Here is a 20,947-nt window from a genome sequence, read left to right on the forward strand (position 1 = left end):
TGGGGTGTGGGGTGTGGGGAGAATTCGGAATTCTGAATTAAATTCTCCCTCTGCTCCTCTGCACCTGAAGCTCCTCTGCTCCTCTGCTCCCTTGTCCCCCTGCTCCCTGCTAAGTGCTCCCTGCTCCCATCAAACATCCAGCAAGCCATATTTTTTCTGCAAATCGAGCAATTTCATTCTGGCTTCTCCAGCATTGTCGGCTAAATCGGCAAATTCGATAAATCGGCGTAATTCTTTGCGCAGAAGATTGCGTTCGACTTCCCATGTATCGCGATCTAATTCTGGGGGCAAAACGATCGCGTCGAATAATGTAGCGCGTTCTTTACCTGGATGAGGGCGTAAAATTCTGCCGCGTCGTTGTACGAATTGGCGCGGATTACTGCTACTAGCTAGAATGACAGCGGTTTGGATGGCAGGAATATCGACACCTTCATCTAAACAACGAATTGCTACTAAACCTTGCAGTTCTCCTGTTTCAAATTGACGGCGCAATTTTGTCCGTTCTGCTAAAGGGGTGTCAGCGGTGTAGGTGTTGACGCGATAGCCGAGTTCCACTCCTAACATTCTGACGACGGCTGCAATTTGGCGATCGCTTGCCGAGATACGCTCATCTTCAGTCGTTCCATCGCCGCAATAAAATAGGGTGTGGGATGTATCGCGACGGTTTCGCATTAACTGTCGTAAAGCATCAATCTTATTGGCTGCTGCGCCAACTAATCTAGCTCTCTGCATCAATAATGGCGTAATATCGCTTTCTACACCGTTTTCTTGGGATGCGATCGCCCAACCAATTCTCGTCGTCAGTTTTGCATAGGCTTGCGCTTCGGTAGCAGTCAGATCTACCAAAATCGGATAGTAAAGATAGCGGACTAATGCCCCTTGTTGAATGGCATCAGCTAAAGTGAGTTCTGGTTGTAGGACTGTTCCAAAGTAGTCAAAAATAAATTCCGTGCCTTGCTCGTCGAAGTATCTTTCTGGTGTAGCAGATAAACCCAGGCGCAGTCCGATTTGGCGGGGTAGACTTTGTTCTAAACGAGGCGCACCGAGGTTATGTACCTCATCGCCAATTATTAGGGTTTTTTCTGGGAAATAGTTCAATTGAGATTGAAAGCCTTCGCCAATTAGAGTTGAGTTGGTCGCAATGACAGTAACAAAGGGCTGACTGCCAGCGCGGACGTTATATAGTCCTGTAGATAGCTGACTTTGCCACTGTCGAAGACTTTCAAAGCCTAAAATCGGCTGCAAACCAAATTTTTCGGCTTCTGTTGCCCATTGGGTGACGAGATGACGATAGGGACAGACAACAATTAAGGCTTGCAAGCCAATTCTTTGATAGAGTTCGCAGGCGATCGCTAAAGCTGTAATTGTCTTACCGCTACCCGTTGCCATTTTCAACGTTCCCCTACCGCGATTGGCAAACCAATTAGTCATGGCTTGGCGCTGATACGATCGCAACTGTAGCGATCGGGGTATTCTCGGACATCCCGGTATCGGTAAGGATTTTGGTGTCGTCTGGGGTTGGTACTTGCCCCGTTCTTCCTTGGCAACAAATAATTTTGACTGCGATCGGGCATCAAGCGGGTATTTGACTGAACTCTGCGTAAGATACATTGACTCTAAATCCCATCTGAAGCAATGCGCTTGAAGAACAGAAACATGACTAGCTCTAAAGTAATAATTTATACCTTTATGGTAGTATAGTTTTCTATCTACAAAAAAGTTTGTCACCAATAACTCAAAATGAATCTACCAGGATCGATATTGGTAGCCACTATCATTTGAGCCTAAATTAGTTACTTCGTAGCTGCTCAAAGCCTATACTTAAAATCAGAGTTCGACATGCTGTTTTTTTTTCTCGGATTCTAGTATAATTTCCCATATCAAATTTCAAGATCGACCGTAAAAATTTCATGTGACTTCAAAGCTGAGATCGATAAATTCTATGTGAGTTCTAGTTGCATACTGGTAGCGATCGCTGCTACAGATTTTATATGCAATTAGTCAGATTCAATTTCAATACAGGTTATCAAAAATAAAAAAAATACATGCGATCGAATAAAATTGTGTTTGATTTGAAGAGAGTTAAAGCTTAAATTTAGCTTTCCAAGTAACTTTGTAAAGTCTATTTTTTCTAGTGGTGGGCTTCATCCGAAGCGGAGTCAGTTTAAAAATCAAGATGCTCAGCAACAACACAGATTGCAGTTTAACCGAAGTCAAGAAAAGCTCAAATGCTATCGATCCACTTCCTCCAGATGTAGCAAGACCAACATGGTCTGTAATGATTCCGATATATAACCGCACAACATACTTAGAGCAAGCGATCGCTAGTGTTGTAGAGCAAATGCAAGAATATGCAGCAGAGCGCATTCAAATTGAACTGATTGATAATTGTTCTACTAACCCTGAGATTGAATTTCTGATTCAGCGATTAGCTAAACAGCACAGAATTTCTATTTACAAACAGCCTCAGACCGTCAGCATGGTTGAAAATCTCAACACTTGCATTCGTCGCGCTCACGGTCATTTAATTCATATTCTGCACGATGACGATATTGTTTTACCAGGATTTTATCAGTCCTTAGAAGCAGCATTTACCCAAGAACCAAGTATAGGTGCGGCGTATTGTCGGCACGGACACATTGACGAGAACAATCGGCAGCAAAATTATTTATCTTCATTAGAAAGAAGTACCTCTGGTATAATTCCTAACTTTTTAAAACGCATTGCAGTATACTCGCTTGTCGATCCACCAGCGATGGTGGTTAAGCGCAGTGTTTACGAACACTTGGGTGGCTTTCGTCCAGAATTGTATGGTGCTTGCGACCACGAAATGTGGCGGAGAATCGCCGCACACTACCCTATTTGGTTCGAGCCACAAGTACTAGCTTGTTTTCGCGTCCACTCTAGGTCTCAGACTTCTGCCTTTGTGAGAACGGGAAAAAATATTGTCAATATGCGTCAGAGTATTGAAACGACCCGCTCGTATTTACCAAAATCCACAGCCAACCGCATAGCAAAACGAGCGCTGGAAGAATGCGCCTTGTATGCTTTAAGAAATGCTTTCAGAGTGCTTAGTAGAGGCGATCTAACCGCTACAAAAGCTCAAATTCGAGAAGCTCTCAAGTGCAGTTACTCCTTAAAAGTCATAGCTGCACTATTCCTAGTGCCTTTCTTAGCTGTAGCTAGTAGCCTCAAGCGATATTTGGAGCGGAATAGGGAGTAGGGAGTCGTGAATGGGGTGTGGGGTGTGGGGTGTAGGGTGTGGGGTGTAGTGAGTAGCTAGTGGCTAGAATTGCTCCCGATCTCTCCTCTGCACCTGAAGCTCCCTTGTCTCCCTTTGCCCCCTAATCCCCACTCCCTCCGGTCGCGGGGTCCCCGAGTTCCCCCTTGTCTCCCTACTCCTCTGCACCTGAAGCTCCTCTGCTCCCTACTCCCTACTCCCTGTTCCCTAGTTATAGCCGCGCCACACGCCTAAGAGAACGCCTTGCAGTTGGACTTGCTTGGCGGCGATCTCTATCGGTTTGTATTTAGGATTAGCGGGTTTGAGCGTCACGCGATCGCCACGAAGATAAAAGCGTTTTAAAGTCGTACCGTGTCCGTCTACCCTAGCTGCAACGATCGTGCCATTTTTTACCTGTTCTGGATTGGCAACTGGACGCATGATGGCGAGATCGCCTTCAGTAATTAAATCTTCAATCATGCTGTCACCAATCACCCGCAACGCAAAAGTTGCAGGTGGTAAAAATAGCTTTTCAAAATCTAGGTGTTCGACAGCATCGGTAAACGGTTCGACCAAACCGCCAGCTGCGATCGCACCCAGAACTGGGATACTTTGTTGGGGAGAATGGGATTGTAAAATGCGGATCGTCCGTGCTTTACCTTCCGTCCATTCAATGTATCCTTTGGCGCGTAAATGTTCCAATCGACTTTGCACGGGTGCAGGCGATTTCAAATTCATCGCTTGCATCATCTGGCGAATTGAAGGTGAATGCTGGTATTGCCGCACGTATTCTGCTAACCAGTCATATAGTTCTTGTTGAGCTACCGTTAGGGGTTCCATAGTTTAGTGTGTTTCAATCGCGATATAGACCTCTTAGAACAGTCGTACTACAAAATTGCCCCTAATGGCAAAAAAAAGTTTTTAGTTGTTGGTTATTAGTTTTAGTCGGTAATTGGTAATTGGTAATTGGTGTTTTTCTCCCTTGTCCACGGACACTTTGACGCGACGTGCTTTAACGGGGGGAACCCCACGCCAGTTCGCAAGAGCGGGGGGAACCCCCGCACGCAAGTGTCCTCCCTGTCTCTCTTCTCGACTCCCGGCTCCTGACTCCCGATTCACTAAATTCCCAACAAACTAGCTAGTAAAGCTTTTTGAGCGTGCATTCGATTTTCAGCTTGATCCCAGACTTTGGAGTGAGAACCTTCTATGACATCGGTGGTTATTTCTTCGCCGCGATGGGCTGGGAGACAGTGTAAAACGATCGCCTCTGGATCGGCAAGACTTAACAATTGTTCGTTGACTTGGTAGGGTTGAAAGATTGGAATGCGGGAATTAGCTTCTGATTCTTGTCCCATGCTCGCCCAGACATCGGTATAAATGACGTGCGATCCTTTAGCTGCTGCTTCTGGATCTTCTGTTACGGTAATTTCAGTTTCTGGTAAGGCGATCGCTTTGGCTTGCTCGACAATTTCTGTTAAAGGTTTAAAATCGGCAGGAGTGGCAATTCTGACATTCATACCTACCAAAGCACAGCCCAGCAGCAAAGAATGAGCGACATTGTTACCATCACCTACATAAGTCAAAGTTAGTCCCTTCAACTTGCCAAAACATTCTTCTACCGTCAGCAAATCTGCCAAAATTTGACAAGGATGTTCGCGATCGGTGAGAGCGTTAATGACAGGAATTTTGGCATAATGGGCAAAAGTTTCGAGTTGTTGCTGCTCAAAAGTCCGAATCGATAGAATATCCAAATATCGATCTAAAACTCGTGCTGTATCTTCTACAGGTTCGCCACGGCTAACTTGGGTTGTTGTGGTGTTAAGATCGATTACCTGCCCCCCTAATTGATACATTGCTACAGTAAAGCTGACGCGCGTGCGGGTGGAAGCTTTGTAAAATAGCAATCCCAAAACTTTATTGCACTGAGGCTTTAGCTGTCCTGATTTTAACTGCGCTGCCAGTTGTAGCAATGCTGTCACTTCCTCTGAAGTTAAATCGGCAAGACCTAGTAAATCTCTTCCCTTCAACTCTGCCATGCTGCCTATGGTGAATAAAGAACAGTGAGTAAGAAGCTGTCACAAACAAAATTTGACACAGCCTACCTCGTTTCGATTTTTCGCTGTGTCAAAAAAGTACTGATTCTTTAGAAAGTAGCAGATTTTTGGCAGATAGAACAGTTCATTCTTAAGTTCGTGTGGGAAATAGACGACTCCATGTTTATCAAAGGAGGTAACCCCATATCCGACTTAACTGTTGCCCCCTTTTTGGGCGAGGGGATCGAAAACTCGACATAAGCTCTACATAGGCTTTCACAGTCTTGCTAAATGCCGACCAAGTTTGCTAACATAGGACACTGTGCTGGTGTAGCTCAGTGGTAGAGCAGCTGATTTGTAATCAGCCGGTCGCAGGTTCAAATCCCGTCACCAGCTTTTTTTTGTGAATGAATTCGGGCAATGGTTCAATCAAGCGCTAGTCATTCGTCTTCTGCGACATTATTCTGCCTTCACACCAACCAATACATCCTAGAACAGAAGCTCAACTCGTACCCAGTTGCAGCAAGCGATCGATTATATTCACGCTCACCTTGACCGAGATTTGTCACTGCTGACATTGCCCAAGTCATCAATATCAACCCCACTTATTTTGCTAGTTTGTTCAAACGTACTATAGGGATTTCTTCGTATCAGTACGTGATACAACAGCGAGTAGAACGGGCAAAATTAATGCTGGCGAAAACCAATTTGGCGATCGCAAAGATTGCCTTACAAGTCGGTTTCTCCAGTCAAAGCCATTTGACACAACAGTTTAAGTGATTCACTGGCATGACACCAAAGCAGGTGCGCTAACCTCATAAGAATCTGACAAATCATTGTAAGAATCTGAAAGCAATTAAGTATTAGAACTCAGTACACTTCAGATAGACAGAACCAGGAGAATTCTTTGCCGATCGGGAAGAACTTTATGACGATTAACAAGGAAACAATAAGCCTGAATATGCCTTGGGAGAGTGAGTATGGGTATTCTCAAGCCGTGAAAGTTGGAGACACTATCTACATCTCTGGGCAGGTCAGTCACGACAGCAAAGGTAACGTCGTTGGTATTGACGATATGGAAATGCAGATGCGCCAATCCTACACCAACATTCAAAAAGTCCTTGCCCATTATGGTGCCACGATGGACAACATTGTGGATGAGGTGCTTTTTGTAACCGATATGGAGACGGGACATGCAGCAGCGGTCAAATGCAGGCAAGAGATCTTTGCTGGCACCCCAGTTGTAGCAAGCACCATCGTACAAATTCAGCGTCTCGCTTTGCCCGATCTCATGATTGAAATTAAGTGTGTTGCCAAAGTGTAACCATTTCACGAATGATTCAGGGCTTGAGCCTCGTGGATGCAACTTAGGATAGCGATCGCACCCGACATCGAACATACTGCAACGGTTGCTCGATCGAGTTCAGTCATGGCTGTGTGGAGAATGATTATGGTTTCTAAAAAAAACGAATTGCAGCGATTGGCGTTGATATCTCAGAAATTGGAGTAGCAAAACCAAATGTACTCAAAAAACATGGAGAAAGCACGATGACCGCAACTTTCAGTTCCACGATCGCAATCCCTAATCCGCCGATTAAACAAGCCAAACTCTACATCAATGGACAATGGCGCTCGGCATCTGATGGTAAAACTCGCCCGACAATTAGCCCCATTAGTGAAACTGCGATCGCAGACATTCCTGAAGCTTCCGAACAAGATGTAGAAGATGCAATTCTCGCTGCCCGTCGCGCTTTTGATGACGGACCTTGGGCAAAAATGACAGGGCACGAGCGACAGCAAATTCTCACCCGCGTTTCACAACTGATCGAACAATATGCGGACGATTTAGCACTGTGTGAAACACTCGATATGGGCAAACCAATCTACTTTGCAAAGACGGTAGATGCTCGCTTACTGGCGGATTTGTTTCGCTACTATGCGGGCATGGCTCCAGAAATCGATGGCGTGACTCGTCTAGTTTCGCCGCCACCCGACCGCACTCCGAAACACGTGACGATTGTGCGGGAACCGTTAGGGGTTGTCGCCGCGATCGCTCCATTTAACTTCCCATTGATTCTTGCAGGAACCAAGATCGCGCCTGCCCTCGCTGCTGGGAATACCATAATTCATAAGCCTGCCAGTGCTACGCCGCTATCTGCGATTAAACTAGCAGAAATCTTTGATGAAGCAGGATTGCCTGCTGGAGTTTACAACCTGGTTACAGGGTCGGGTGGTAGAGTGGGCGATCGACTCGTTAAACATCCCGCGATCGACAAAATTAGCTTTACAGGCTCAACCGAAGTAGGAATCGGCATCATTCGCAACAGTGCGGATACGCTGAAGAAAACCACAATGGAATTAGGTGGAAAGTCTGCCAATATTGTGTTTGCGGATGCAGATTTGGAAAGCGCGATCGCAAATGCTTTCTTTGGCATTTTCTACAACAAAGGCGAGATTTGCTCGGCAGGGTCGCGATTGTTAGTAGAGCGATCGATTCACGATGCGATTGTTGATGGACTCGTCAACTATGTGAGCCAAATCAAGATGGGTAATCCGCTCGATCCAGACGTGCTGTTTGGTCCGTTAGCCGATGCCGAACAACTCCAGAAAGTAATGCAGTACGTGGAGTATGCCAAGCAGGAAGGTACAACCTTACGCTATGGTGGCGAGCGATTCTATCCAGATGGCACGGATGGCAAAGGCTACTACTTTCAACCGACCATCTTCACGAATGCAACCAATGAAATGCGGATTGCTCAGGAGGAAATCTTTGGACCAGTGCTGACGGTGATTCCATTTGACACCGAATCAGAAGCGATCCGAATTGCGAACGGCACGAACTACGGATTAGCCTCTGGAATACATACTCGCGACATTAAGAAAGCCTTTCGAGTGGCGAACGCGATGCAGTCAGGAACTTGCTGGATCAATTGCTACAACATTTATGATGTTTCTGTTCCTTTTGGGGGTTACAAAACATCTGGTTTCGGGCGCGAGAATGGTAAGGAAGTGATGGAGAACTATACGCAGACTAAATCCATTTGGATCGATTTGAGCTAGCTGCAAGGAACAGCAATCGTCTTTGAGTATTCTCAACCATGTCGAATTTATAGGAGATCTAAATGCCTTACATCACTGTTGGTCAAGAAAACTCTGCAAACATCGATATCTATTACGAAGACCTTGGGGCAGGTCAACCTGTCGTACTCATTCACGGATTTCCGCTCAACGGTCATTCCTGGGAAAAACAGGTATTAGTTCTGCTGAACGAGGGATATCGAGTTATTACTTACGATCGCCGAGGATTTGGTGCTTCCAGCCAACCGTCATTTGGCTACGACTACGATACCTTTGCGGCAGATCTAAACGCGCTGATGACTAAACTCGATCTGCGCGATGCCGTGCTAGTCGGCTTCTCGATGGGGACAGGCGAAGTGACACGCTATCTCGGCAAGTACGGCTCAGAGCGTGTCAGTAAAGCAGTGTTGATGGCTCCAGTTCCCCCTTTCCTTCTCAAGACAGACGATAACCCAGAGGGAGTCGAGCGAAGTGTCTTCGATGGCATTATGAAAGCAATTGTCGAAGACCGTCCCGCTTATTTTTCGGCATTTTTCAAAGACTTTTTCAACGTGGATGTGCTGCTGGGCGATCGCATCAGTAATGAGGCGATCCAAATGAGTTGGAATGTGGCAGCAGGGGCTTCTGCCAAGGGGACTCTCGACTGTGTACCATCGTGGCTGACTGACTTCCGTAACGATCTGCCGCGTATTGACGTGCCAACTCTAATTATTCATGGTGATGCCGATCGCATCTTGCCATTACAGTCAACCGCAGAGAGACTACCAAAGCTGATTGAAAACAGCCGACTTGTGGTAATTCCTGGCGGACCGCACGCCATCAACTGGACTCATGCCGATCGAGTCAATCCAGTGCTGCTGGACTTTCTTCAACAGGGAAATTAATCGGTATTTCAATCTTGCCTTGTATGCCGCAGAAACGCCAATGCGATCTTGCAGGTTTCGATCCACCCACACCGTGGTATGTTTTAGTACAGCACAGTGTGGGTGTTCGGATTTTTTGAAGTCAGGCAATATTGGGCGAATGAAGCCTTACCAGTCGCGTTCGCGAAGCGTGGGCTTTGCTCAATCGCCAATTCCTAGATAGACTAAGTGGGCTGGATTTTTGACGTTGTACTTAGTCATAAGGGTTTGTTGAGTACGATTTGCTTTAATTAAATCGGCTGCCTTCTCGCCAATCATGATAGTGGGTGCATTTGTATTCCCCGTAGTAATCGTGGGCATGATGGAGGCATCGACAACACGCAATCCCTCAACCCCATGTACTCGTAGTTCGGGGTCTACAACTGCCATTGGGTCAATACCCATTTTGCAAGTGCCGACCGGATGCCACATTGTGCTGGCAGTGTCTCGAATGTAAACAACGAGTGCTTCATCACTAGTCACGTCAGCACCAGGAGCAATTTCTTCACCCCGAAACTCATCAAAGGCACTGGAGTGGAACAATTGGCGCATGATTTTAATCGCAGTTACTAACTTTTGCACATCGGTTTCACTTTGCAGATAGTTCATCCGAAACATCGGTGCGTCTTTTGGATCGGACGAACGCAAACTGACACTATCAATGTTTTGAGGATGAGTCAAAGTGACTACACCTGTGAATCCGAATTCAGAGGGAGTATAACCAGGTGGTAAAAACTGGATGGGAGTGGGACCGAAGAAAAACTGTAAATCGGGTGCAACCTCCCAATTGTTCCCGCTATGCAAAAATAATCCAACTTCTCCGAGACTACTAGTACTGGCAAAGTGTAAATCCTGAGTCGCCTGGTATGACACAAGAGCGAGAATGTGGTCTTGCAGGTTTTGACCGACACCTGGCAGATCGACGACAACGGAAATTCCCAACGCTTGTAAGTGGGCTGCATCCCCAATGCCGGAAAGCATCAGCAGCTTGGGCGAATCGAACGCGCCCGCACTTAAAATTACTTCAGAGTTGACCCTGACTTGGTGTAGCGTACCTTCATGTAGATATTCCACGCCAACGGTACGGGTTCTCTCAAACAACAATCGAGTTACCAACGCTCCAGTTATTACAGTTAAATTGGGGCGCTGGAGAATGGGTGTAAGAAAGTCAGCAGCAGCACTGTGTCGTTTACCATCCTTGATCGTAAATTGATACGCTCCCGCTCCTTCTTGCTGCTTGGCGTTGAAATCAGGGTTGTAGTCATAGCCTAATGCCATTGCTGCGTCTATAAATCGCTGAGAAATTGCCGCAGGCGCAATCAGATCGGTCACGCTTAACTCTCCACCCACACCGTGGTATGCATCAGCACCGCGTTGTTGATGCTCGGATTTCTTGAAATAGGGTAAGACATCCTGGTAACTCCAACCAGGATTGCCTAATTTCTGCCAGCGATCGTAATCGTGAGGATTGCCTCGAATGTAACTCATGAAATTAATCGAACTGCTACCCCCTAAGACTTTGCCACGGGAACAAAACATTTTACGGTTATTCAGATATGGTTCTGGTTCAGAAAAATAGCCCCAGTCCACCTCTGAGCCTAGTAGATTGACGCACTCAGATGGGATTTGAATCTCTGGTTTTGTATCGCGATCGCCTGCTTCCAGCAACAACACGGTTGTTTCGAGGTCTTCGGTGAGACGGTTAGCGACTACGCAGCCTGCTGAGCCTGCACCTACAATAATATAGTCATATTGAGTCATGATTTCTCACTAATAAATTTAACAATTGTTTGGCAAAAATCAGCGGTACAAAACGTAGTAATAGCTCAAAAATTGACATCACTACTGGACGCATTGTTGTTGTATGGAGCTACAAATTCTTTTGTATCTAGAGCGTTCTTGCTCGAAATCTGATGAGTTCGAGTGGTGAATCCCAATTGCGATCGTCGAACGACTTAGCAAACGCAAACGCTGAACTTTTTGAGCTTGAAAATTATTTACCAAATGAAGAAAAGCTTGAGATCTAACAGAGTTACTTTTCATGTTTTTATCGTTAATGAGGTTTACTACAATTTCTCCAGCAACAGTCAGTCGATAATGAACTGTTTTAGCAATTGTGTGGAGCGGATTTGCCTTCTTCAGTAGATGTACTGCTTCCTCGACGAACGCTAACGCGCGATCGTCATGTTTGAGAACGGCTTCGGCGAGCGATCGCCCAAACCCAGTGGAACAACCTGCGATCGGTCAATCTTTGGCATTGTCAACCGTAAAAACTCTTTTATCTGGTAATGGTTACGGCTGTTCGCGAGATAGCAATCGAGTCATCGTTGCTCCAAAAAGTTCTTTAGATCTAAATTCCGTAAGTTTTTTATGGCAATTCTGTTTGCTTGAACCATAATTTTATTTCAAAGATAAGGAGATTCCTGTTACTAATAACTGATACTAATTGTCTAATTTAACTTAAGTGTAATGAGTTCCAACACTCAATTTCTTTCAGATTCTTACAACGATTTATCAGATTCTTATGGTGAAGCGAGAACCTGTTTCGGTGTAATTCGAGTTAGGTGATTAAAGCGTTGAGTCAGAGGTTGTGTTGCTAAGAGTTGATAACTAAGCAACAGTCACGACTCCTAACTTTGCAGCAATGCGTTTTGCAGTCGTCAATCGAGTTTCTGTAATCTCTCGACTGGTCGATCGAGCTGCTGCTAAAATCTCAGGCGGTGCGCTGGCTGGCGTACCACTATTAAACGGTGGTTCAGGCGCGTATTGAATTTGCAGTTGAATTTCTTGAGCCACGCGATCGCCGCGCAAGAGTGCAGCCACTCGCAGAGCGCCGTCAATTCCGGCAGTGACACCTGCTGCACTCACAAAAGAGCCATCAATTACCACCCGTTCATCAATCCCAATTGCATCAAAATACCCTAGGAGATGAAAAGCTGACCAATGCGTTGTCGCCCGTACCCCTTTGAGTAAACCCGCTGCTCCGCAAATCAAAGCTCCAGTGCAGACTGAAAACACGTATTTTGCTTTGACTGCTTGCTCCCGAATGAAGGCAAGAACAGTCTCGTCCTCCATCAATGCCTCCTGTCCATAGCCACCAGGTACGAGCAGAAGGTCGAGCGGCGGTGACTGGAAGAGCGTTTTCTCTGGTGTCAAAATCAATCCTTTGACATCCTTCACGGGTATCTTCTCTTTCCAAAGAACGTGGAAAGTAGAATTCGGGAGCCGCGAGAGGACTTCAAATGGAGCGGTAAAGTCGGTCTGATCTAGACCTGGAAAGATAATCGCACCAATATTGAGGTGAATTTCCTCTGGGATAATACTCATTTTGCCTTCTCAGTTACTAATACTCGCACCTATTTTAGTACCTTAACTTCGGCTGATGTTAGCTGTGTCCGCTCGGTCGAACGACAATCTCGTTGACATCCACATCTTCTGGCTGCTCGATCGCAAAGGCAATGGCACGAGCGATCGCGTCTGCTGGGATGACCAACTCGCGGAATGCCTCCAACCACTGCGCCGCTTGGGCATCGGTGGTAGTGCTAGCAAGTTCAGATTGGGTAGTTCCAGGCGAGATCGTCGTGACTCGAATATCCGTCGATTCCTGCCGTAGTCCCTCCGAAATTGCCCAGACTGCAAACTTGGTCGCACAATAAACCGCAGCAGTGGGAAAAACGGCGTGTCCGCCGATCGAGGATAGATTCACAAACTGTCCAGATTGTTGCTGCTTGAAGATGGGTAGGGCAGCAGCGATGCCGTGGAGTACGCCACGAATGTTCACATCGATCGTGCGGTTCCACTCATCGATCTTCAACACCTCTAGCTTAGAGAGCGGCATCACACCTGCATTGTTTACCATCACATCAATGCGATCGAACTTATTTTTGGCAAACTCCACAAAGGCTTGCATCTGTTCGAGGTTAGTCACGTCAAGGGTGCGATATTCTGCTACGCCACCTTTGTCGCGGATTTCGGATGCGATCGCTTCAAGTCGATCGGTGCGTCGTGCCCCCAACACAACCCGTAAACCCTTGCAAGCGAGTAACCTAGCAGTGGCTTCACCAATGCCGCTGCTCGCGCCTGTAATCAGCACAACTTTTTGGATATTTTTGTTAGTAGTCATGAGACTATATCTTCTAGTTATTTTACGGTTATGGAGCGAACTTATTTTGCAGTGTGGGGACTCTTCGATCGCGCGGTGAAATCAACTTACTGTATATCCACCATCGATAACCAAAGGTTGTCCCGTGATGTAGCTGGCAGCATCGGAGCAGAGAAAGACGACCGCTTGAGCAATTTCTGCTACCCGACCGATGCGACCCATCGGAACCATAGACCCGAGATCGTCGAACGTTATGCCCATCTGCTCAGCGCTACGAGCCATTAAGTCAGTCGCAATCGGACCAGGATTGACGGCATTAATCCGAATGCCCTGTTTGGCATAATCGAGGGCAGCCGATCGCGTCAGCCCCATCACCGCATGTTTGCTGGCAACGTAGGGAGATATCCCTGGAAGCGCACCGAGACCATTCGTTGACGAATTGTTCACGATCGCGCCCGATCCCTGAGTCAGCATTTGCTGAATTTCATATTTCATACATAGAAATACTCCTCGCGCATTGATTGACAGGATCTTGTCAAAATCCTCTATCGATTGTTCGTGCAGCGGTTTAACAACACGATCGATCCCAGCATTGTTAAATGCACAATCGAGTCTGCCGTAGGTGGCGTTAGCGAAGCTTAACGAAGTTATCGCTTTCTGCACCAAGGCTTGCACATCCGCTTCTCTAGATACATCCGATCGCACAAACAAGCACTCCGCTCCAGTATCGCGAATCAGAGCCGCAGTTTCTTCAGCTTCTACATCGCGTATGTCCGAGAAGACAACTTTTGCGCCAGCAGCACCAAAAGCGATCGCGGTAGCCCTACCGATTCCCGACGTGCCTCCAGTCACTAAAGCTACTTTATTCTGAAGTATCATTGTGTTTCTCCTGCTTGTTTTAGTTGATGTGATTATTTGAGTCGGCAGTAATGCGATCGTCGTTGAATTTCCTAAAGAAGGTATCATATGAAAAGAGCAGTATTATGCTCTTTTCCAAGGGTTAATCTTTTGTTCCTTGATTTTGATGTAAAACAGAACTGAATACACTAAATCAAACAGAAAGATACTTAGATAGAGAAAAATTAAGAGCATTGATGACGATCCAGACAAATACAATGAAAGAGAAGCACATGCAGTACCTATCGTTTTTGCGATCGCAATGTACATAGATTGTCCCCTGACATCACCACGAGATAAAAGCATAGAAATAAATAGCATTGACATAATTAAATTAATTTGAAAAGCAGTGTAAATCGCGCCCCGATCTCTGCCAAATTCGTAGGTAATAAATAGCATATTGAAAAAGCTAACGGCAAGCACTGAGAAGAAAGTAGGGTGAAAAAAGTTTTGCGGAAAATGTTTACTAAATTCAAACTTGTTAAACTTAAGATACTGTATAACAATGACTAGATCTAAGAAAAACCAGACATAGTTGATATAAAGCTGCGGTTTACGACTGGGAAATACAAAGGAAAAGATAAATTCCCAAGAAATGTTCATGCAAAGTGCTACTAGAGGCATTCCAACGCTTTTATCTTGAATAGAGCGTCGAATAATCAATAAATATGTAATTGTCCAAAAGATACCAGAAAGAATTGCTAAAGCTGTTGGGGTAGTCATAAGTTTTATACCTGAATCCTCAGTATGGGACAAGAGCTTGCACAGAAGCAGAAAAGAAAACTAAAAGCAGCCTGTGTTGCAAATTCGTTTGACTGCTAAAGGTGTCTGATTTCATCTGGTGCAACTTCCCAGAGATCGTTTTGTCCATCTGCGTAGCGAATCGGTGCTGCAATCAACTCTTGCAGTTCCACGTTGTCTAACGCAGCTAGTTGAATTCCGACATAATCGCCACCGATCGCCTCAGCATATCCTCGTGCGAACGATCGCACTCCGCAATACTGACAAAACAAATGGTGCATATTCTTTCTACCGAATTGGTAGTCGCTCAGGGCGTTTTCTCCTGTAAGTAGCCGAAACGCATCAGGTTTGACGATCGCGTTCCAGTTCCTTGTTTTAGTGCAGATAGAGCAATTGCATTTGTTTGTCCCAGCACTGAGATCGATGTCAGCCTCGAACCGTACTGCACCACAGTGGCAGCTTCCTATATATGTTTTCTTCATCTTTCAGAGTCTTACACCGATCGGATTTTCGGGGTGTCGCATCTGCAAGCTTAATTCGGCTCGTTCGCAACAACGATCGCGGTATCGGCTAAATCTGCATAATTGAGCGATCGCTGCTCTATTGTCCGATTTTCTCCAGATTAGCCCCAAATCCTGGGTAGTGTGGCAGTTCCTTGGCGGTTTCTTCCGGCGACAGAAAACGAATACCGTTTGCCTCACCCAGGTGGATAGCATGACTGGGATCGTCCATAAGATATGTGACCGCTTCAGTGGGAAGATTCATACTAGTTGCAGGTTCAGCCATTTGGGTGAAGTAGCGATCCAGCCCAACTGCGCGATCGCCCACTGCTTGAACCAAGATTAATATTCGGATGTGCGGGGAGCGAATATAAAAAGCGTGCGGCTTGCCTTGCGGGATGAAGACCACTTCCCCTGGATGCGCCATCAAGACCTTATCTTCGCAGTAGACCTCCATCGCGCCCTCCAGCACGTAAAACGTCTCATGCTCCCATTCATGAAGATGAGGGGGTGGTTCATTGCCAGGTTTCGCCTGAGCCTCCATCAGGGCAAAGCGACCCCCAGTATCCTCACCTCTAGCCAGGAAGGACATAACGTTTCCCATGTAAAACATGGTCGAGTCGAGCGCAGCGGTGCGCTTGTATGCCTTTGGCGATGCCGATCGAACTTGTTCCATAATTCTGTTTAATTATTAGTTTCGTTGCAAAAACTTCTTCCAATTCATGGGGCTATGACACGCGATCGATCTGAAAGCGTTTGTCTGCCTCAAGCAAAACTTGTCGCCTCGTTGTGGACGACGCTTGAGTTGTACATGGTTCTATTTCCGGTGCTGTCTGCATTGGATTCTGCCGATCGTATATAGATCGAGTGTATTAAGTTCCAATGCTTGACTGCTTTCAGATTCTTACAATGCTTTGTCAGATTCTTATGGTATTAGCGCACCTGCTTTGGTGTCATGCCAGTGAATCGCTTAAACTGTTGTGTCAAATGGCTTTGACTGGAGAAACCCACTTGTAAGGCTATGTCGGCGATCGCCAAATCTGTTTTCGACAACATCAATTTTGCCCGTTCCACCCGTTGCCCAATCACGTACTGATGCGGAGAAATATCTGTGGCGTGTTTGAATAGACTCGCGAAGTAAGTTGGGCTGATATTAACAACGCCTGCAATTTCAGCCAGTGACAAATCTCGGTCAAGGTGTGCGTGAATATAATCGATCGCTTTTCGCAACTGAGTGCGAGTTAAACTCTCTTGCTTTGGTGTAATGGTTTGTGTAATCGCAGAATAATGTCGCAGCAGATGAATGATTAGTGCTTGAGTTAAAGATTCAACATAAAGCCGTCCCATGATACTGTCTGACTTCAATTCAGCTAAAAGCAGCATGGCAATCTGCTGAAGCTGCAAATCGGGCTTAGAAAAACAGTTCACTAGGTCGATTCGATCGCCATTGAGATCCGATGTTTCAGCAACTTGCGCGACTAACTCCGGCTTCAAGTGAATGTGCAGCATTGACTTGTAGGTAACACTTTCCCAACAGTGCCAGTAGCTCGGTTGTCCTGCTGGGACAAAAATGCAGTCACCCTTTTGAACAATAGAGTCATGCAAGCGATCGTCACGCTTCTGAGTCAACCGAACGGGTTGTCCTAGCGGTAAGTTGAGCCAGTGATTTGATAGGGCAGGAATCTCGACTTCAGTTGATGTTGGAAAGCTTTGAAACTGTTGCACCAAGATTCCATTCCAGTCCATCTGTTGGCTAGATAATACCAAGGATTTATTTAACCATTCGTCAGGTTTGACTGAGTGGATTGGGGTGCTTCTCATCAGCTTTGCATTCAGAATTCAACTGATTGGTTTGACTCAAGACTTCTTCTAAATTAGCGTGTAAAACCTACTCAACTGGTGAATCACAGAGTTTTTTCACAACTAGTAAATGTGGCTGGTAGCAGTTCTGCTCTCAATCTCTCGGAATCAAGATTCGCGCCATCGGTAATCCACAGGCACCCAAGCGTAACCTTCATCTGCCATACGAAGATGCCCGACTCCTGGGAAGGGCAAATGTGCGCCTGCAACTAAGAGTCGTGATGCTTCCACTCTCGCAAACTGTTTTTTGCGTTGTGCAGCAGCAGCATCTCGATCGACATCATAAGCAACCGTAATTTCTGGCTTTGGCAATTGCACCGAGGCAAAGTGAACGATATCGCCCCAAAACTCGATGCTCTCGCCCTTGCTGGTCGCCACATAGCTGCTATGTCCAGGAGTGTGTCCTGGTGTGGGATGTGTGGTGATTCCTGGTAAAATGGTTGTCTCGCCAGAAAACGATTTCAGCTTTCCTGCATTCAAATAAGGTTTGACGGTTTTAGCGGCTTCGTCAAAATATTTTTCATCGACGTTCGATCGCTTTGCATTGGCACGATCGAACCAGAAATCGACTTCGGGTTTGCTGACATAAATCGTAGCAGTGGGAAACACTAGCTGACCCGCATCGACTAAACCGCCACTATGATCGCTATGGATATGGGTCAGAAGGATAGCATCGATTTCGCTAGGAGTATACCCTGCTGTCTTTAGCGATGCCTGAAGCTTGCCGCCTAACTTCGGACCAAAGAAGCTTCCTGCTCCCGTATCCACTAGCACCTGTCTATCTCCGGTATCGATTAAGAAAGCATTAATGGATGCTTCAACAGGATTTGTGAGAAAGCTTTTCTGGAGAAGGCGATCGGTTTGGGCTGGGTTCGTATTGCTCAAAACTGTATGCAGATCCTGGGGTAATGTGCCATCGCTGAGCGCCGTAATTGTGAAATCGCCTAGCTTGAATGGATAGACACCTGGTACTTGAGTTTTCGCACTTTTGTCTAGCGCAATCCCTGGAAAAATACAAGAGGTAGCAATTACTAACACTGTGGTTGCAACAGCCATCATTAATCTGGAAAGCATATTCAAGACCTTTTAGTGGTAGTTGAAGCTGAATAAAGACCGATCGAATGCCTCTAACTTCATCTACTCGAAGTGTACAAAGTTCTAATGCTTGACTTCTTTCAAATTCCTACTACGATTTATCAGATTCTTATGGTATTAGCGCACCTGCTTGGGTGTCATGCCAGTGAATCGCTTAAACTGTTGTGTCAAATGGCTTTGACTGGAGAACCCGACTTGTAAGGCAATGTCCGCGATCGCCAAATCGGTTTTCGATAGCATCAATTTTGCCCGTTCCACTCGCTGTTGTATCACGTACTGATGCGGCGAAATCCCCATAGCGCGTTTGAACAAATTGGCAAAATAAGGGGGGCTAATATTGATGAGTTGGGCAATTTCAGCCAGTGACAACTCTCGGTCAAGATGAGCGTGAATATAATCGATCGCTTGCTGTAATTGGACGTGAGTTAAGCTTTTGTTCTGAGACGTAACGATTCGTGCAGACTTGGAATAGTGTTGCAAAAGATGAATAACTAACACTTGGGTCAACGATTCGACAGACAATTGGCTAGTGCCTTGGCAAAGTGTTGAATCGGCAGCAATGTCTCGCGTCCGTTCATACCATAGGCGAGCGAACCCGCATGACGTACCCGCAATCGATCCTGTTTTCATATGTACTCCTTATCCTTTCAGTCTTAGCCTGTGGCATGAGTTCATCGTAGAATCAATAAACTTTCACATGAATACACAAACCTTGCAGATGATTGCCTAATCCTCTCAAGTAAGGTATGAGTCAGTCAGAAATATTTTCTATAATGAGTGCGTGAGAAGGGCTAAATGAGTCAGGAATTCAGCATGACGATTGAGACACCAAGCCAAGAGGTAGCGATCGCTCAATGTGCAGAACTGGCGGCACTGGTCGCTCAGCACACTGACAGCAAGGGAGACGGCGCTCATGCAACCGCGATCGCTCCCCTGGAATTCATGAAACAATCGAGTGCTTCTATAGCAATGGCGAGAGTTAGCGAACCGATTTTTGCCCTTGTGGTGCAGGGGAAAAAAGAAGTCTTGCTGAATGAGGAAACCTATCGGTACGGTGTCGCTCAGTATCTAATGATTTCTGTGGATTTGCCGATGAGTGGATCTGCGGTAAAGGCGACACCCGATCGACCTTATCTAGGATTCAAGCTCAAGTTAGACCCAGCCGAACTCTGTGACATCATTACTCAAACAAATCCAGGCATCGATCGCAAAGAAAATCTAGTTAGAGGCTGGTTCATCAGCGATGCCGATCCGCCCTTGATTGATTGCGCCACACGACTGACAAAGCTTTTAGATACACCACAAGATATCCCGTTCCTCGCACCAATAATCGTCCGCGAAATCTATTACCGTCTGCTCGTGGGGGAACAAAGCGAAGCGATTCGTCAAATTGCCACTTCTGGCAGCAATATGCAGCGCATCGCTGAAGTCATCAAACGGATCAAAGCTGATTTTACACAGCCGCTCCGGGTTGAAGAGCTAGCAGAGCAAGCAAATATGTCTCCTTCGTCATTCCACCGCCATTTCAAGGCAGTCACCGCGATGAGTCCGCTGCAATATCAAAAACAATTGAGACTATTAACAGCGCGTCAGATGATGCTTGCCGAGAATGCCGATGCAACTTGGGCTGCCTACCAAGTTGGGTATGAAAGCACTTCGCAGTTCAGCCGCGAATATGCCCGTATGTTTGGTGCGCCGCCCATCAGGGATGTTGAACGGTTGCGGGTATCCTGAATTTTGAATCTTGCTATCTACACGGGAGCAATATTAGTTGCGCGTGTAGGAACGTTCAAACTTAGTTTTGACTTTCGACAGCACTGCTACTAAAACTACTGCCGCAAGACTTGCTGACACTGCCACACTCTTACTTTCAAACTTGTCTGTAACTACGGCTAATGCTGCCAGCGCGATCGCTACCCCCACAAAGATTTGTTTGAGCTGGTTTGTTACCTGATAGGCTCGATTACAGGAACTACAGATTTGTGTATGTCGTGAGAATCGGTTTAGCAGCATCGGCTGGCAAGTGCGATCGCCATTGCTAGGATTTTTCGAGGTGAAATAGCCTTGATAATATGGCATTGATGACCCAAATTCATCCAGCCACTTGCGATACTCCATCACCAACGTGTCGGATGTCTTGAGCGGCAAGTATAGTTCTTTCAGGCTTTCTCCCAACCGCTCAATCTCTACCTGTTGTCCCACAATCAGGGGTAAATCCTGCTCTAATATTTTGTTTGTATTACAATGGTCGAGCCAGCGAGGTCTGAGGTAGACCCCTAATTTCAGAAAATTACGATAACCTCTAGCTAGAAGACGACATCGCCCCTTGCCTAAAGGAATTGAATACAAAGCCAATCCAAAAGACCAACCTCGCTTTTCAATATTAGCAGTATTCAAAACTAAGTTTGGCGCGACAAAATCGATGTGCTTCCATGTCTCATTGGGTTTCCTCGTTCCCCGCCACCTGCTGCGAATTCCTTGAGCCGAGAACTCAAGAACTTCTATGTCGAGCGGTTGAG

24 protein-coding genes and 1 tRNA gene are annotated in these 20,947 nt (G+C 46.2%); 10 read left to right on the plus strand and 15 right to left on the minus strand.

The genetic code is table 11. The annotated features are described in order from the left end of the window. Positions 1–129 precede the first annotated feature (129 nt). Complete coding sequence (locus ACRC32_RS09465; protein WP_438553726.1) at positions 130–1,611, minus strand: DNA phosphorothioation system restriction enzyme; 1,482 nt, start codon at positions 1,609–1,611, stop codon at positions 130–132. A 565-nt stretch (positions 1,612–2,176) separates the two neighbouring features. Here ACRC32_RS09465 and ACRC32_RS09470 point away from each other — a divergent pair. Beyond that, entirely contained in the window at positions 2,177–3,223 is a 1,047-nt protein-coding gene (locus ACRC32_RS09470) for a glycosyltransferase (protein WP_438553727.1), read from the plus strand. A gap of 225 nt (positions 3,224–3,448) precedes the next feature. Here the strand turns inward: ACRC32_RS09470 and lexA are convergent, their stop codons facing one another. Further along, positions 3,449–4,060 (minus strand): transcriptional repressor LexA, encoded by a 612-nt coding sequence (gene lexA / locus ACRC32_RS09475; RefSeq protein ID WP_438553728.1) that lies wholly within the window; start codon positions 4,058–4,060, stop codon positions 3,449–3,451. Positions 4,061–4,338: 278 nt separating this feature from the next. Beyond that, positions 4,339–5,256, minus strand: coding sequence for an ornithine carbamoyltransferase (argF, locus tag ACRC32_RS09480; RefSeq protein ID WP_438553729.1), 918 nt, complete (start codon positions 5,254–5,256; stop codon positions 4,339–4,341). Positions 5,257–5,577: 321 nt separating this feature from the next. Here argF and ACRC32_RS09485 point away from each other — a divergent pair. The 6 genes from ACRC32_RS09485 (at position 5,578) to ACRC32_RS09510 (ending at position 9,215) form a co-directional block, all read left to right on the plus strand. Beyond that, positions 5,578–5,649, plus strand: a tRNA-Thr gene (locus ACRC32_RS09485). Between the two features lie 222 nt (positions 5,650–5,871). Then, complete coding sequence (locus tag ACRC32_RS09490; protein ID WP_438553730.1) at positions 5,872–6,033, plus strand: helix-turn-helix domain-containing protein; 162 nt, start codon at positions 5,872–5,874, stop codon at positions 6,031–6,033. Between the two features lie 148 nt (positions 6,034–6,181). After that, on the plus strand, positions 6,182–6,577 hold the full coding sequence (locus tag ACRC32_RS09495) for a RidA family protein (protein WP_438553731.1): 396 nt from the start codon (positions 6,182–6,184) through the stop codon (positions 6,575–6,577). Between the two features lie 36 nt (positions 6,578–6,613). Next, positions 6,614–6,763, plus strand: coding sequence for a hypothetical protein (locus ACRC32_RS09500; protein ID WP_438553732.1), 150 nt, complete (start codon positions 6,614–6,616; stop codon positions 6,761–6,763). A 38-nt stretch (positions 6,764–6,801) separates the two neighbouring features. Continuing rightward, positions 6,802–8,313, plus strand: coding sequence for an aldehyde dehydrogenase family protein (locus ACRC32_RS09505; protein WP_438553733.1), 1,512 nt, complete (start codon positions 6,802–6,804; stop codon positions 8,311–8,313). Positions 8,314–8,375: 62 nt separating this feature from the next. Then, on the plus strand, positions 8,376–9,215 hold the full coding sequence (locus ACRC32_RS09510) for an alpha/beta fold hydrolase (protein WP_438553734.1): 840 nt from the start codon (positions 8,376–8,378) through the stop codon (positions 9,213–9,215). A gap of 180 nt (positions 9,216–9,395) precedes the next feature. Here the strand turns inward: ACRC32_RS09510 and ACRC32_RS09515 are convergent, their stop codons facing one another. Continuing rightward, a complete protein-coding gene (locus tag ACRC32_RS09515; protein WP_438553735.1) occupies positions 9,396–10,994 on the minus strand; it encodes a GMC family oxidoreductase in 1,599 nt (532 codons plus the stop codon). Between the two features lie 81 nt (positions 10,995–11,075). Then, entirely contained in the window at positions 11,076–11,276 is a 201-nt protein-coding gene (locus ACRC32_RS09520; RefSeq protein ID WP_438553736.1) for a hypothetical protein, read from the minus strand. 73 nt (positions 11,277–11,349) lie between these two features. Here ACRC32_RS09520 and ACRC32_RS09525 point away from each other — a divergent pair, with 73 nt between their 5' ends. Beyond that, on the plus strand, positions 11,350–11,631 hold the full coding sequence (locus ACRC32_RS09525; RefSeq protein ID WP_438553737.1) for a hypothetical protein: 282 nt from the start codon (positions 11,350–11,352) through the stop codon (positions 11,629–11,631). Between the two features lie 212 nt (positions 11,632–11,843). Here the strand turns inward: ACRC32_RS09525 and ACRC32_RS09530 are convergent, their stop codons facing one another. From ACRC32_RS09530 to ACRC32_RS09555, 6 genes are all read right to left on the minus strand, one after another. Beyond that, on the minus strand, positions 11,844–12,554 hold the full coding sequence (locus ACRC32_RS09530; protein WP_438553748.1) for a DJ-1/PfpI family protein: 711 nt from the start codon (positions 12,552–12,554) through the stop codon (positions 11,844–11,846). Between the two features lie 64 nt (positions 12,555–12,618). Further along, positions 12,619–13,356 carry an SDR family oxidoreductase gene (locus ACRC32_RS09535; RefSeq protein ID WP_438553738.1) on the minus strand — a complete coding sequence of 246 codons (738 nt, stop codon included), beginning with the start codon at positions 13,354–13,356 and terminating at the stop codon, positions 12,619–12,621. A gap of 81 nt (positions 13,357–13,437) precedes the next feature. After that, positions 13,438–14,214: an SDR family oxidoreductase gene (locus ACRC32_RS09540; RefSeq protein WP_438553739.1), complete on the minus strand. Its 777-nt coding sequence runs from the start codon at positions 14,212–14,214 to the stop codon at positions 13,438–13,440. A gap of 102 nt (positions 14,215–14,316) precedes the next feature. Further along, complete coding sequence (locus tag ACRC32_RS09545; protein WP_438553740.1) at positions 14,317–14,955, minus strand: transmembrane-type terpene cyclase; 639 nt, start codon at positions 14,953–14,955, stop codon at positions 14,317–14,319. Between the two features lie 95 nt (positions 14,956–15,050). Then, positions 15,051–15,455 (minus strand): GFA family protein, encoded by a 405-nt coding sequence (locus tag ACRC32_RS09550; protein WP_438553741.1) that lies wholly within the window; start codon positions 15,453–15,455, stop codon positions 15,051–15,053. Positions 15,456–15,573: 118 nt separating this feature from the next. Continuing rightward, positions 15,574–16,065, minus strand: a complete 492-nt coding sequence (locus ACRC32_RS09555) for a cupin domain-containing protein (protein WP_438553742.1) — start codon at positions 16,063–16,065, stop codon at positions 15,574–15,576. A 138-nt stretch (positions 16,066–16,203) separates the two neighbouring features. Between ACRC32_RS09555 and ACRC32_RS09560 the strand changes: the two genes are divergently transcribed. Continuing rightward, the gene (locus ACRC32_RS09560; RefSeq protein ID WP_438553743.1) at positions 16,204–16,335 is read left to right on the plus strand and encodes a hypothetical protein; all 132 of its coding nucleotides are present in this window, start codon (positions 16,204–16,206) and stop codon (positions 16,333–16,335) included. Positions 16,336–16,406: 71 nt separating this feature from the next. Here ACRC32_RS09560 and ACRC32_RS09565 read toward each other — a convergent pair whose 3' ends face one another. The 3 genes from ACRC32_RS09565 to ACRC32_RS09575 all read right to left on the minus strand — a co-directional run bounded on the left by ACRC32_RS09565 (position 16,407) and on the right by ACRC32_RS09575 (position 19,058). Then, positions 16,407–17,294: an AraC family transcriptional regulator gene (locus tag ACRC32_RS09565; protein WP_438553744.1), complete on the minus strand. Its 888-nt coding sequence runs from the start codon at positions 17,292–17,294 to the stop codon at positions 16,407–16,409. 147 nt (positions 17,295–17,441) lie between these two features. Then, positions 17,442–18,407: an MBL fold metallo-hydrolase gene (locus ACRC32_RS09570; RefSeq protein ID WP_438553745.1), complete on the minus strand. Its 966-nt coding sequence runs from the start codon at positions 18,405–18,407 to the stop codon at positions 17,442–17,444. Between the two features lie 138 nt (positions 18,408–18,545). After that, positions 18,546–19,058, minus strand: coding sequence for an AraC family transcriptional regulator (locus ACRC32_RS09575; RefSeq protein ID WP_438553746.1), 513 nt, complete (start codon positions 19,056–19,058; stop codon positions 18,546–18,548). Positions 19,059–19,241: 183 nt separating this feature from the next. On the opposite strand from ACRC32_RS09575, the gene ACRC32_RS09580 reads away from it, so the two are divergent. After that, the gene (locus ACRC32_RS09580) at positions 19,242–20,162 is read left to right on the plus strand and encodes an AraC family transcriptional regulator N-terminal domain-containing protein (RefSeq protein WP_438553749.1); all 921 of its coding nucleotides are present in this window, start codon (positions 19,242–19,244) and stop codon (positions 20,160–20,162) included. Between the two features lie 33 nt (positions 20,163–20,195). On the opposite strand, the gene ACRC32_RS09585 is transcribed toward ACRC32_RS09580, so the two are convergent. Further along, on the minus strand, positions 20,196–20,947 hold a 752-nt coding region (locus ACRC32_RS09585; RefSeq protein WP_438553747.1), incomplete at its 5' end, for a PaO family protein.

Origin of the sequence: Chroococcidiopsis sp. (assembly GCF_051657925.1) — a bacterium.
Taxonomy (GTDB): Bacteria; Cyanobacteriota; Cyanobacteriia; order Cyanobacteriales; family Chroococcidiopsidaceae; genus Chroococcidiopsis.

Bases quoted from the DNA above. Each gene is read 5' to 3' on its own strand.
- ACRC32_RS09465 (WP_438553726.1), bottom strand. From the start codon at position 1,611: ATGTATCTTACGCAGAGTTCAGTCAAATACCCGCTTGATGCCCGATCG.
- ACRC32_RS09470 (WP_438553727.1), top strand. From the start codon at position 2,177: ATGCTCAGCAACAACACAGATTGCAGTTTAACCGAAGTCAAGAAAAGC.
- lexA (WP_438553728.1), bottom strand. From the start codon at position 4,060: ATGGAACCCCTAACGGTAGCTCAACAAGAACTATATGACTGGTTAGCA.
- argF (WP_438553729.1), bottom strand. From the start codon at position 5,256: ATGGCAGAGTTGAAGGGAAGAGATTTACTAGGTCTTGCCGATTTAACT.
- ACRC32_RS09495 (WP_438553731.1), top strand. From the start codon at position 6,182: ATGACGATTAACAAGGAAACAATAAGCCTGAATATGCCTTGGGAGAGT.
- ACRC32_RS09500 (WP_438553732.1), top strand. From the start codon at position 6,614: ATGCAACTTAGGATAGCGATCGCACCCGACATCGAACATACTGCAACG.
- ACRC32_RS09505 (WP_438553733.1), top strand. From the start codon at position 6,802: ATGACCGCAACTTTCAGTTCCACGATCGCAATCCCTAATCCGCCGATT.
- ACRC32_RS09510 (WP_438553734.1), top strand. From the start codon at position 8,376: ATGCCTTACATCACTGTTGGTCAAGAAAACTCTGCAAACATCGATATC.
- ACRC32_RS09515 (WP_438553735.1), bottom strand. From the start codon at position 10,994: ATGACTCAATATGACTATATTATTGTAGGTGCAGGCTCAGCAGGCTGC.
- ACRC32_RS09520 (WP_438553736.1), bottom strand. From the start codon at position 11,276: ATGAAAAGTAACTCTGTTAGATCTCAAGCTTTTCTTCATTTGGTAAAT.
- ACRC32_RS09535 (WP_438553738.1), bottom strand. From the start codon at position 13,356: ATGACTACTAACAAAAATATCCAAAAAGTTGTGCTGATTACAGGCGCG.
- ACRC32_RS09540 (WP_438553739.1), bottom strand. From the start codon at position 14,214: ATGATACTTCAGAATAAAGTAGCTTTAGTGACTGGAGGCACGTCGGGA.
- ACRC32_RS09545 (WP_438553740.1), bottom strand. From the start codon at position 14,955: ATGACTACCCCAACAGCTTTAGCAATTCTTTCTGGTATCTTTTGGACA.
- ACRC32_RS09550 (WP_438553741.1), bottom strand. From the start codon at position 15,455: ATGAAGAAAACATATATAGGAAGCTGCCACTGTGGTGCAGTACGGTTC.
- ACRC32_RS09555 (WP_438553742.1), bottom strand. From the start codon at position 16,065: ATGTCCTTCCTGGCTAGAGGTGAGGATACTGGGGGTCGCTTTGCCCTG.
- ACRC32_RS09560 (WP_438553743.1), top strand. From the start codon at position 16,204: ATGACACGCGATCGATCTGAAAGCGTTTGTCTGCCTCAAGCAAAACTT.
- ACRC32_RS09565 (WP_438553744.1), bottom strand. From the start codon at position 17,294: ATGAGAAGCACCCCAATCCACTCAGTCAAACCTGACGAATGGTTAAAT.
- ACRC32_RS09570 (WP_438553745.1), bottom strand. From the start codon at position 18,407: ATGCTTTCCAGATTAATGATGGCTGTTGCAACCACAGTGTTAGTAATT.
- ACRC32_RS09575 (WP_438553746.1), bottom strand. From the start codon at position 19,058: ATGAAAACAGGATCGATTGCGGGTACGTCATGCGGGTTCGCTCGCCTA.
- ACRC32_RS09580 (WP_438553749.1), top strand. From the start codon at position 19,242: ATGACGATTGAGACACCAAGCCAAGAGGTAGCGATCGCTCAATGTGCA.